Origin of the sequence: Nonomuraea sp. B10E15 (genome assembly GCF_039871615.1) — a bacterium.
Taxonomy (GTDB): domain Bacteria; phylum Actinomycetota; class Actinomycetes; order Streptosporangiales; family Streptosporangiaceae; genus Nonomuraea.
Genome location: NZ_JBDPMB010000012.1, coordinates 294552 through 304774 on the forward strand (window position 1 = coordinate 294552; position 10223 = coordinate 304774).

Consider the following 10223-nt stretch of genomic DNA (forward strand, 5'->3'; position numbering starts at 1 on the left):
GACCTGGTCTTTTGCATGATCGAGCCGGTTGCCCTGTAGGCAGTGGGAGGCGGTCGAAAGCAGCCCTGTGCCACTGCTCGCGGAACATACGCGGAATGCTCGCAGCCACGTTTCCCCAGGTCGGCATGAGGGTTTCAAGACCCGGAACGGCGAAAGGACCCCGAGGTGTCCCGGGGTCCTGCGGTAGCTCCTGTGTCACGCCGCGAGTGCTTCCAAGATGCGCCGGTTGGCGATCTCCTGTTGGCCGTCGATGCACTTGGCGTAGACGCGGAGCATCACGTCCACGCCGTGTCCCGCTCTCTCGGCCGCTTCCGGGGCGTGCACGCCCGCGTTGAGCCAGAGCGAGACGGCCGCGTGCCGGAGGTCGTACGGTCGACCCGCCAGGGGAGAGGCAACCTGGTCGGGAGTGAAGGCGTACGTCCGGGCTTCCTGCCAGACCTTCGCGTACGCCGAGCCCGAGATCACGCCACCCGTGCGCGTACGGAAGAGCCGGCCGTCCTCGCCGACACCGAACGCCGCGATGTGATCTCGCAGGATGGCCACCAGTTCGGGCGGGATGGGTACGGTGCGCGTGTGCTTCACGTCCCGGTGCTTCAGCCCGCGCTCGTCGTGGGCCTGTCCAGAGTCGGTGAATCGCCTGTTGCTCTGTGGCCTGGTCTTCTCCAGCGTCAGCAACCCCCAGCCCTGCTCTGGGAGCTGGCAGTCCTTCTGCCGCAGTCCCGCCGCTTCTGCGGGGCGGAGACCGCCGAAGTACATGCAGGCGAACATGGCGGCCAGCATTGGCCCTCGCGACCGTCCCACGTAGGTTACGGCGGTGAGCAGTTCACGCGCCTGGCTGGGGCTGACCACCGAGCGACGATCGATCTCGCCACTCACCTTGGCCTTGCGGAACTTGACCTTGTGCAGCGGATTCGCCGATAGCTCTTCCAGCTCCACGGCGTATTCGAGCGCGTGATGGAAGACCGCCCGCTTGCGGCGGTACGTCGAGGTCGCCGCAGGCTTACCGTCCAGGCACAGCGCCAGCGCTTCCAGCGCCGCACGGGCGTGCTTGCTCTCCTCCAGAGCGCTCAGCGGGAGCGACGCGCCCTCCAGCCAGCGGACAGCACGGGCGATCTCCGGGGTCGGCTCTTGCCGGCGGTCCTTTGGCAGGAAGGAGTACTCGCGCAGTGCCCGTCGGATGATCTCGTCGGACGGACGGCCTGGTGGGTCGCTGACCAGGACGCGGGTGATGGTGGCGAGGGTGTCGGTCATGCCCTCACGGGACTTGGCCGCCGCGTGGGGCCACCAGGCGTGGACGTACGCGATGGCGAAGGCGTACCAGGTACGAGCGTCCTTCGCCTTCACCATCGATGCAGGGAGCCCGCTCTCCACGTCGAAGGCCTCACCCTTCTTCGCCGCCTGCCGCAGGTCGGACAGGAAGCTCTCGGCCAGGCCCTTGGTCTTGAAGGTCTGCGACTTCTCACGGTGGCCGACCGTCCACCGCACGGTGTGGGAGACGATCCGGGGCTTCTTACCGGGCTTGTCCGCCCGGGTGTTGGTGCGGATGTCCCAGAACTTGACCTTGTAGGAGGTGGTCATGCGGCACTCCTGAGGGATTCGAGCCAGGCGTCAAGGTCGCTGCGGTAGACGCGGAGTTCGCCGTTGGGCAGGCGGATGCCCTTCGGTGCCTTGCCGATCTCGCGCCAGCGGTAGAAAGTGCGGCGGGAGACTCCGCCGAGCTCGTCGAGGACCTGGGCGACGGTGAGGAGTTCGTCTCGCCTGCTCACGCAGCCCTCCCCATGTCCTCGATTGCCGAAAGATCTTGTCCGGCTGCTCTGGCTTCCAGCTCTCTGAGGTGGGCTCGCCAGCGTTGCCGTTCGTGGACGGAGCGGAGGAGCCGTACGGCCAGCGGCGGCACGTTGGCGTCTCCGGCCGGGACGGGTCGCCAGATGTAGCGGTGTGGGTCGGTGGGTTCATCGGTCTGGCCGAGGGCTTCCAGGACCCAGGTCCGGCGGTCCTGCTTGTGCTCGGCCAGGGTCTTGTTGGACCACTTACGGGAGACCAAGACACGACGACCCGCGTAGCCGAGGTGTTCGGGCTTGTGCGCTTTGGAACGGCACCGGCCGGGAGCCATCCCCGCTTTGGCGTTCTTGGGCTGGACTCCGTAGCGCAGCCAGTTCGGGCAGGTGGGGGAGCAGGGTTCGTAGCGCAGGGCGTCGAGCATGCGGGCGGCGTGCTCGCGTTGGACCTGGTCGCCGTCGAGGGTGTCGCCGATGGACTTGGTGAGGTACTTGGACAGGTAGCGGATGCACTGGTCGGCGTCCGGGGTTCCGGCGAGGACTCCTTGCACGTCCACCTGTTCGCCGAAGCGCAGCACGTGGAGGGGTTCGGCGTCCTCGTCCAGGGCGTCGAGGGCTTCGTCCCAGGTGGGCAGGACCTCGCCGGTGGCCGGGTCGAGGTAGCCGGCCTCGTCCTGCCAGACGGGCAGGTGTTCGCCGTCGAAGCGCACTTCGTCGGCCTGTGGCCACCACACTTGGTGGTAGGTGGCTGCGGCTATTTGCTTGATCTCCGCACGTGGCAGGGTGCCCCGGATGGCCATGTGCAGGTGCGGCGCCAGCCTCTTCTGTGGTTCGACGGCGGCGAAGTACTGCACGTCATAGCCCGCGACCCGGCGCAGGTTCTGCACGAAGCGGTCCACGAGCTTGGAGAAGTGCAGCGCATCGCGAGCGGCGCGCCGGTAGTCGTAGGTGTCGGGATCGATGGGGACGCCGTCGCGGACCTTGCCGTAGCTGGGCAGGGTGAGCGTGACGAACAGCGACGGCCGGTAGGTCTTGCCATCTCCGCTGGTGAAGGTGCGTCCAAGGGTGGTGTTGGTCATCTTGCGCTTGGGCAGGTCGGGTGCGTCCTGCCGACGCCGGGTCGATCGGGTGCGCTTGGGCACCGCGGATCCGGTGACGCTGCCCCGCATGCCAGCGGAGTTGATCTCGTCATCGAGGCCGGACAGGACGGCGTCCAGGTCGGTGGTGTCGTCGCCGGCCTGTTCGGCGGCATCGCGTCTGGCCTGCATGTCGGCGCGGAACTCGACCAGCCAGCGCTGTTCCTCGTTCGGTTGGTCCGGGGTGATGGTCGGTTCGGTGTCGAGGTGCCAGCCTTCGCGGCATTGGGCCATGCGGAGCTGCCGGTTGCGCTTGGCGCAGGGCGGGCACTTGCTGTCGAGGACGGCCCCGCACGGTACGTCGATGATCTCGGACTTGCCGGTGATGGTGTCGAGTCGCCGAAGCGGGACGGGCCGGATGCAGACGCCGTGCTGCTTGGCGACCTCTTCGAGTACGTCCCGGGCTATCGGCATGGCTTGGCGGACGGCCCGGGGGAGTGCGCGGTCGTGCGGATGGGTCATGCGGACCTCCCTTCGTTGGTGTCGGTGAGGATGCGTGCGCTCTGTCCGCACTCGCGGCATTCGGCCAGGGCGCGGGCCGGGTCGAGCCGCAGGGCGTTCAGGGTGTGGCAGACGGAGCAGCGCAGGCCGTCCAGGGTGTGGGCGAGCGTCATCGGTCCTCACCTCCGGTGAAGGTGGCGGCCATGGTGCGGATGTCGTCGTCGGAGACGTAGGTAGCGCGTACGCGGATGGGTTCGGGGCTGGCTTCCAGCCGGATGTAGCCGACGCCTGCGCCCAGTTCCGGAACCGGTGAGATGTGGTCAGCGAGGGCGCCTCTGTCGCGTGCGCCGTCGCCGAGGACCATGTCCACTTGTTCCGACTCGTCGAGCCGCAGGGCGATCTTGTCGGGGAAGAGGTTGCGGATGTTCATGACCTCTTTGCGCGGGTCCTGAAGGGCGGCCAGGACGCCGACGCCGACCGCGCGGCCTTGGGTGGTGAGCGTGGCCAGGGCTGCGGAGATGCGCTGCCGGAGTTGCCGGTCGGATTGGTAGGCGGTCAGGAACGCCACCTCGTCGACGACGACCAGGACGAACGGGTCATCGGCGGTGGGTGTGTGGGAGCGCTGGAGACCGGCGAACCGGGCAGCCCGTTTCTGCATGACGCAGACGGCTTCGTCCAGTAGGTCGGCGCACTCCTCAGGAGTGGCCGCGTACCTGGGGCCGAATAGGTCGCGGCCGTAGGACAGCTCCATCAGTTTGGGATCGAGCGCCCATAACTCGACCAGGCCGGCACGGGCGGCGGGGAGCAGGGCGCGGATGACGGACCAGATGATCGATCCTTTGCCGGCCCCGGTCGCGCCCGCGACGAGGACGTGTGTGCCGTGGACCTTGAGCCGCCACGGCCGCCCGTCCTCGCACCGGCCGATCTCCACCGGCCCCACGGTCGGCTCCTCTGGCACGGGAAGCGCTGGCAGAGGTTCGGAGAGGGGATCGTTACGCGGGAAGGTCAGGGTGAGCCGTCCGGCTTGGGACAGCGCGACCCGGCAGGATTTCGCGCCGAAGCCTTGGGCCAGGTGGTCGGTGCGGTCGGCCCAGTCCTTGACCGCCTGGCCTTTGAGCATGCGGACGGTGACCAGGTCGGCCCAGGAGGTGCAGGTGACCTTGCCGAGCCGGGGCAGGTAGTCGCGGCCCCGGAGATGACGACCGAGCCCGGAGACGATCATGACGGGTTGCCAGTGTCGCCGGTAGATCCAGATGAGTCGCCACCAGGCCAGCAGCCGGTAGCCGACCCAGCGAGTGAAGGACGCCCGGTCGATGAACGCCCACGCGACAAGGCCCAGGGCGACAATGCCGACCAGGCAGGCCGCCGGCGGCCAGCCGTAGAGGTACCAGACAGCCCCGGGAACGACTGGGATGGCGGTGGCGATGGGGTGACGCCAGATGGTGCGGACGAGTCCGGCGAGGATGCGCCAGACGAGGATGACGATGGTGAGGATGGCGGGTGTGGTGACGACGGCCGGGCGGAAGACGACGGCCGTGTCGGGCGTGGTGGAGACGAGGTTGCGCGCCTCGTCGCCAGGCAGCCGCTTGAACATATGCTGGGAACCTTCCGTGATGGAGCAAGTCAGGGGAGAGATGTGAAAAGGGGGCCGCCGGAAGTTGCCGCTTCTGGCGGCCCCGCCTCGCGTGTTCAGGCCGCCGTGTCGGTGGCGTCCTTGTCGGCCAGGTGTTCGGCGTGCAGCTGCTCGCAGTCGGCCAGGTAGCGAGCGGCGGCGTTGAAGATCTCGCGGGCGTTGGCCAGGTCGGTGTCGGTGACCGGTCCGGCCCCGGTGGTGGAGATGTGCACGTCGGCCTCGCGGGAGCTGAACTCCAGGTACGGGCGCGGGCTGTTGAGCAGCAGTCCGGCGCGGACCTTCAGGCGCGGCGTGTGGAAGGAGATCCCGACGTGCGGCTCGGCGTCGGGTCGCATGGACAGGGTGAGGTAGGTGTATGGGCCGAGGGTCATGCCGCGACCCCCGTGCCGTCGGGCAGGCTGTGAAGGCTGCGCTCCAGCGACCGGGCGAAGCGGGATGCCTCGCGGGCGAGCTGACGTGCGAACTCCAGGTCCTTGACCGTCGCGGGACCGTGGGTGGTGACCAGGACGGAGGTGGCGCCGAAGTCGAGCGCCAGGACGGGCTGGCGGCGGGCGTAGGGGTGGGTGAGGGTGCGGGCGGCGTGTCCGGTGGTCAGCCGGATCACGCTCGTACGCGGAGTACGGCGGCGGGTCATTTAGGCGGCGTCCTTTCCGGCCGAAGCCTTGCTCGGAGCGGGCTGTGCGGGCGGTGCGGGCTGGCGGGGTGCGTGCATCTCACGCACCTTGATCGAGTAGGCGAGACGGCCGGCGGCGTTGACGTACGGGGTGACGGTGATGCCGTCGAACTCGACCGGCGTGAACGGCAGCCCCGGCATCGGCTGCGGCGGGACCGGCTGGACCGGGGCGAGGATTTTGACCGCCACCGTTTTCTGGGCGGGCTTGAGGGTCGGGTCACCGTCCATGACCGCGACCTGCCAGACCAGCTCTGCGGTCTGCTTGTCGCGGGCCTGCACGAACCGGCCGTTGGCGGAGGCGTCGAAGTCTTTGACGGGTTCGACCTCGCCGACGATGTAGCAGCCGTGCGGGAAGATCATGGCGAAGGTGACGGGGATGGGGCCTTGCAGAGCCATGAGGCTCTCCTCTCTTGACTGACTGGCACTTGACCTATCAAGTGATGCTCTGAGAGTAGGCCGCGCAAACTTGCTACGTCAAGTGACTAGGTGGGTGGTGACGGACCTCTTACCGATCCGGTAGCGACCAACCCTCGCAATCCCGGATGATCACGGCGTGTACGTGAGGTTCCAGAGCCCCGCCCCGAACGCGCGAGGCATCCACCCCGGCGTGTTCGGCCTCATCAACGTCCTCGCCAAACACGGCCGACTCTCGCCGGAGGAGGAGCGCTTCAAGGAGGAGAACCATGTTTGGTTCCACGCGAACTTGGTCGATCCGACCGACGTTGACCCGCACGTCTACGACCGCACGCTGAACCCGCAAGCCACAGCTTGGTTTAAGCCGACCGCGACCCATCTGCTCGAACGGCTGCCCGGCTACCTGGCGATCCTCGCCGCCCACGGCGTTGCCTGCGTGCGCGTGGAGGAGGTTGACCCCGGAAAGGTGATCTACGACGATCCCCATCAGGTCGTTGTGGTGCCCTATGCGACCGGGTAGGCGTCTTCCAGTTCGTGCCGGTCGGCCGGGAGCAGCACCTCGACCACGGCCAGCGGACGACCGGAGGCGTCACGGACCGCGCCGAACACGGCCAGCAACGGCACGGTCTTCGGCATGCCGAGCTGCTTGGCTTCCTGGGTGGTGGGCATGCGCGCGGTGATCTGCTCCACGATGTGATCGAAGCGCACCCCCTTGCGCATCGTCAGATGCTCACGGATGCCCTGCGTCAACGGCTCGCCACTGGTCAGGTCGGTGCCTTCCGACAACTCCAGCGGCAGCCACAACGAGACCAGCTCACTCGGCTCGCCCTCCCGCAGTATCACCCGCCGGCGCAGGAACGCCTTGCTCTTGGGCGCCGTCTTCAGCAGCGCCGCTACCCGGTTGGGCAGGCTCACCGCGCCGGCCTCGATCAGCTCGCCAGGGTTGTCGGTCTCCGGGCTGGTCAGGTACGCCTGTCCGGGCCGGTTGGACTCCACCGACGCCATCGCCGGACGGCCGCGTACGAAGCGGCCCTTGCCCTGCTGCGACTCGATCCAGCCCTGCTCACGCAGCACCCGCAGCGCCGCGACCACCGTGGGCCGGGACACGCTGAACTCCTGGATGAGCTGGTGCTCACTGGGGAGCAGGGAGCCGGGCGGGTAGGTTCCCGACTCGATACGCCGTTGAAGGGCCTGCACAAGCTGCGCATACTTCGGCGGCACGGACTCTAGCGACATGATGACCGTCCAACACCCGACAGGTTGTTTTACCAAGTTTGAGCGTAGCCTGGCCTAGCGCACCGTGTCCACGTCACGGCACAAGCGCACACGAGATGATCGCCCGGCAGACAGTCGGCGGAGGGACCGGGGGCGGACCCTTCATCCGGGCGTGGACTCGACCGTCCGCCGGGCGGTGAGGCGCGACGGGGAAGGGGGTAAGCCGCCCGATCCCCTCGATCGGGTGCCGTCACTGCCCCGCCGCGCCCGCCTGCTACTTGGCGATGTACTCCGCCAAGACGTTCGCAGCGCCCTTCACGTCATCGACCGGATGACGCTTCTCGGCGTTCTGCCACGAGTAGTGGGTCCCGCCGTGGCCGACGAACACCCACACCGGTAGCCCGTGCTCCAGACGGTGCACCATGAGCGCACTGTTGTTGTCGCGCAGTTCGGCCCGGACGCGCAGGCTCACGAGTTCGTCGCGCAGCCGGATGAGGGCGTTCGCCTCCTCCTGCTGGCCGAAGCCGTTCAATGCCGCCTGCATGATCGAATTCATCTCCCGCTCCCTTCGCCCTGGCCGTCGCCGAGGCAGTCGAGACACTTCCGCTCCCCAATCCGTTCCGCCTCCTCCCCGTCAGTGCTGATCAGGAGAGCGCGGCGCGAGCTCGTGAGCTTGTAACCACGTCCCCGGCACGCAGGGCAGGGGCTTGCCTCGCAGTTCTCGTCTGGCCGGGTCACCGTCGCCATCTCCTCGCGAGTCGTTTCCGGTACTTCCTGCGGCGGAAGTCCGCTTCACTTACGTTGTTGATTGATGGCAAGTCCACCGGCAAAGCAGAATGAGGGGACCCGCCGATAGGCCCCCCTCTTAACCCCTTTTCGATCTCCGCTCGGAAAGAAGGCCAGAAATGCCCGAAGCGACACCAAATGAGCGACTTCGGAACTGGCGCCAGAATGCCGGTTTGACCCGAGCCGAAATGGCCAAAATGGTCAACCTCAGCAAGAGCGGAATCAAGCACGCCCTGACCTGCGACGAGGAACGCCTACGCCGCTGGGAAGCAGGCGAGGTCACCTGGCCCCGCGAGCCCTACCGGCTGGCGCTGACCGAGGTCACCCACCTTGACCCGGAAGACCTGGGCTTCACTCCCACCAGACGCGCACGTACGCTCACAAAGACCTCCACAACGGTGGATAGCCTTACAAAGGCACCGAGCGTGGTGGATCTCGTCGGACCAGGAGAGGACGAGAAGGACGTGCGACGCCGTGAATTCGTCGGCCTGACCGGAGCAGCACTCTTCAGCGCCGTACTCACCCCACAGGCAACCACCCGAACCGCGGACCTCGATATCGAGAAGATCGCCGCCACACTCGTCGACTACTCCACCCCGCCGGACGGCCCCATCAACCTCGCATCCCTCGCCGAGGCCGTCTCGGCTGCCAAACGCAACTACCAGGCCTGCCGGTACGCCCAGGTGACCGCCAAACTGCCCGCCCTCCTGCGCAAACTCCGCGCAGCCTGCACATCCCTGCACGGCGACGACCGGCTACGAGCCCACGCCCTGGCCGCCGAGGCCTACCACGTCACCGCCTCCATCCTGCTCAAACAGGAAGACAAGGGCCTCGCCTGGCTCGCCGCAGACCGCAGCGTCCAAGCCGCCCACGCCAGCCAGAGCCCGCTCATGATCGGATCCAGCTCCCGCATCATCACCCACGCCCTCATGGACGGCGGCCACCACCTCGCCGCCACCGACACCGCACGCGGCGCAGCCCAACGCATGGACGCCGACCTGTCCGCACCCTCCCCGGACGACCTGTCCATCTACGGATCACTGCTGTTGCGCGGAGCCATCGCCGCCGCCAGCACCGGCAACCGCCACAACACCGCCGAACTCCTCGACGAAGCCGCCGAAGCAGGAAGCAGACTCGGCCACGACGCCAACCACATGTGGACCGCGTTCGGCCCCAACAACGTCCTGTGCCACCGCGTCAACGTCGCCCTGCGCTTCGGCGACGCCGGCACCGCCATCGACTACGCCCGCCAGGTCCAACTGGACCAGCTCCCGATCAACGAACGCAAGGCCACCCTGCTCCTCGACACCTCCCGCGCCTTCCTCATGCGCAACCAGCACGACAGAGCCCTGCACATCCTGCGCGCCGCAGGCGAGATCGCCCCCGAAGAAGTCACCGGCCGCCCCACAGCTCTCCGGCTCGTACGTGACATCCTGGCAACCGCCCCGATCAGCGTCCGCCGCGAAGCCCGCGAGTACGCGGCAACCCTGGGAGTCAGCGCGTGACCCAACCCGGCAAGGTCCTCTACATCATCGTCTGCGCCGCAGGACCCGCCCCCGACGTCGGCCGCCTCGTCACCCTCGCCCAAGACGCCGGCTGGACCGTCCAGATCATCGCCACCCCGTCAGCGCTGGACTTCATCGACGTTGCCGAACTGGAGAAGCAGACCGGCCGCCCCGTCCGCAGCCAGTACCGCAAACCCCACGAGCCCAAATCCCCCCGAGCCGACGCCATCATCGTCGCCCCCGCCACCTACAACACCATCAACAAGTTCGCCCAAGGCACCGCCGACACCTACGCACTCGGCGTCCTGTCCGAAGCTCCAGGACTCGGCATCCCCGTCGTCATCCTGCCCTTCGTCAACACCGCCCTGGCCTCACGCGCTCCGTTCCAACGCAGCGTCGACCAGCTCCGTGCCGAAGGCGTACACGTACTGCTGGGACCCGGCCAGTTCGAGCCGCACTCGCCCAGCTCCGGAGCAGAACGCATCGGAAACTATCCATGGTCGCTGACGTTGGAGTGTCTAGTCCCACGACATGATTGACAGTTCTGTCCCACCACATGCTTGACGGGCACCCTAGGAAACATGACCGGCCTTGCGGGGCCGGGCCGCTTTGATACTGCGGACTGGCTGGGTGGTGGTTCGG

General features: G+C 67.6%; 13 protein-coding genes. 3 read left to right on the forward strand and 10 right to left on the reverse strand.

The window, feature by feature from the left end; genetic code table 11:
* Positions 1–195: 195 nt before the first annotated feature.
* The 8 genes from ABGB14_RS30395 to ABGB14_RS30430 form a co-directional block, all read right to left on the reverse strand.
* Positions 196–1578: a tyrosine-type recombinase/integrase gene (locus tag ABGB14_RS30395; protein WP_347647249.1), complete on the reverse strand. Its 1383-nt coding sequence runs from the start codon at positions 1576–1578 to the stop codon at positions 196–198.
* The gene (locus tag ABGB14_RS30400) at positions 1575–1766 is read right to left on the reverse strand and encodes a helix-turn-helix domain-containing protein (protein WP_347647250.1); all 192 of its coding nucleotides are present in this window, start codon (positions 1764–1766) and stop codon (positions 1575–1577) included. Before ABGB14_RS30400 ends, ABGB14_RS30395 begins: the two co-directional genes overlap by 4 nt.
* Positions 1763–3376 carry a replication initiator gene (locus tag ABGB14_RS30405; RefSeq protein WP_347647252.1) on the reverse strand — a complete coding sequence of 538 codons (1614 nt, stop codon included), beginning with the start codon at positions 3374–3376 and terminating at the stop codon, positions 1763–1765. The genes ABGB14_RS30400 and ABGB14_RS30405 overlap by 4 nt, the downstream gene beginning before the upstream one ends.
* Entirely contained in the window at positions 3373–3528 is a 156-nt protein-coding gene (locus ABGB14_RS30410; protein ID WP_347647253.1) for a hypothetical protein, read from the reverse strand. Before ABGB14_RS30410 ends, ABGB14_RS30405 begins: the two co-directional genes overlap by 4 nt.
* The gene (locus tag ABGB14_RS30415) at positions 3525–4949 is read right to left on the reverse strand and encodes an FtsK/SpoIIIE domain-containing protein (RefSeq protein WP_347647254.1); all 1425 of its coding nucleotides are present in this window, start codon (positions 4947–4949) and stop codon (positions 3525–3527) included. The genes ABGB14_RS30410 and ABGB14_RS30415 overlap by 4 nt, the downstream gene beginning before the upstream one ends.
* A 95-nt stretch (positions 4950–5044) precedes the next feature.
* On the reverse strand, positions 5045–5359 hold the full coding sequence (locus ABGB14_RS30420) for a hypothetical protein (RefSeq protein WP_347647255.1): 315 nt from the start codon (positions 5357–5359) through the stop codon (positions 5045–5047).
* On the reverse strand, positions 5356–5622 hold the full coding sequence (locus ABGB14_RS30425; RefSeq protein ID WP_347647256.1) for a hypothetical protein: 267 nt from the start codon (positions 5620–5622) through the stop codon (positions 5356–5358). Before ABGB14_RS30425 ends, ABGB14_RS30420 begins: the two co-directional genes overlap by 4 nt.
* Positions 5623–6057, reverse strand: coding sequence for a plasmid replication, integration and excision activator (locus ABGB14_RS30430; protein WP_347647257.1), 435 nt, complete (start codon positions 6055–6057; stop codon positions 5623–5625). It abuts the gene before it with no gap.
* Between the two features lie 157 nt (positions 6058–6214).
* On the opposite strand from ABGB14_RS30430, the gene ABGB14_RS30435 reads away from it, so the two are divergent.
* Positions 6215–6595, forward strand: a complete 381-nt coding sequence (locus ABGB14_RS30435; protein WP_347647258.1) for a hypothetical protein — start codon at positions 6215–6217, stop codon at positions 6593–6595.
* Here the strand turns inward: ABGB14_RS30435 and ABGB14_RS30440 are convergent.
* Both ABGB14_RS30440 and ABGB14_RS30445 read right to left on the reverse strand, forming a co-directional pair.
* Positions 6580–7272: a GntR family transcriptional regulator gene (locus ABGB14_RS30440; RefSeq protein ID WP_347647259.1), complete on the reverse strand. Its 693-nt coding sequence runs from the start codon at positions 7270–7272 to the stop codon at positions 6580–6582. The two genes, ABGB14_RS30435 and ABGB14_RS30440, sit on opposite strands and share 16 nt — an antisense overlap.
* A gap of 292 nt (positions 7273–7564) precedes the next feature.
* On the reverse strand, positions 7565–7846 hold the full coding sequence (locus ABGB14_RS30445) for a hypothetical protein (protein WP_347647260.1): 282 nt from the start codon (positions 7844–7846) through the stop codon (positions 7565–7567).
* Positions 7847–8195: 349 nt separating this feature from the next.
* Between ABGB14_RS30445 and ABGB14_RS30450 the strand changes: the two genes are divergently transcribed.
* Together ABGB14_RS30450 and ABGB14_RS30455 are read left to right on the forward strand one after the other, a co-directional pair.
* Positions 8196–9581 carry a helix-turn-helix transcriptional regulator gene (locus ABGB14_RS30450; RefSeq protein WP_347647261.1) on the forward strand — a complete coding sequence of 462 codons (1386 nt, stop codon included), beginning with the start codon at positions 8196–8198 and terminating at the stop codon, positions 9579–9581.
* Positions 9578–10120, forward strand: a complete 543-nt coding sequence (locus tag ABGB14_RS30455) for a flavoprotein (RefSeq protein WP_347647262.1) — start codon at positions 9578–9580, stop codon at positions 10118–10120. Before ABGB14_RS30450 ends, ABGB14_RS30455 begins: the two co-directional genes overlap by 4 nt.
* Positions 10121–10223 lie beyond the last annotated feature (103 nt).

What these genes read in the sequence shown, in the direction of transcription:
- ABGB14_RS30395 (WP_347647249.1), bottom strand. Translation starts at nt 1,578, where the DNA reads ATGACCACCTCCTACAAGGTCAAGTTCTGGGACATCCGCACCAACACC.
- ABGB14_RS30405 (WP_347647252.1), bottom strand. Translation starts at nt 3,376, where the DNA reads ATGACCCATCCGCACGACCGCGCACTCCCCCGGGCCGTCCGCCAAGCC.
- ABGB14_RS30410 (WP_347647253.1), bottom strand. Translation starts at nt 3,528, where the DNA reads ATGACGCTCGCCCACACCCTGGACGGCCTGCGCTGCTCCGTCTGCCAC.
- ABGB14_RS30415 (WP_347647254.1), bottom strand. Translation starts at nt 4,949, where the DNA reads ATGTTCAAGCGGCTGCCTGGCGACGAGGCGCGCAACCTCGTCTCCACC.
- ABGB14_RS30420 (WP_347647255.1), bottom strand. Translation starts at nt 5,359, where the DNA reads ATGACCCTCGGCCCATACACCTACCTCACCCTGTCCATGCGACCCGAC.
- ABGB14_RS30425 (WP_347647256.1), bottom strand. Translation starts at nt 5,622, where the DNA reads ATGACCCGCCGCCGTACTCCGCGTACGAGCGTGATCCGGCTGACCACC.
- ABGB14_RS30430 (WP_347647257.1), bottom strand. Translation starts at nt 6,057, where the DNA reads ATGGCTCTGCAAGGCCCCATCCCCGTCACCTTCGCCATGATCTTCCCG.
- ABGB14_RS30445 (WP_347647260.1), bottom strand. Translation starts at nt 7,846, where the DNA reads ATGAATTCGATCATGCAGGCGGCATTGAACGGCTTCGGCCAGCAGGAG.
- ABGB14_RS30450 (WP_347647261.1), top strand. Translation starts at nt 8,196, where the DNA reads ATGCCCGAAGCGACACCAAATGAGCGACTTCGGAACTGGCGCCAGAAT.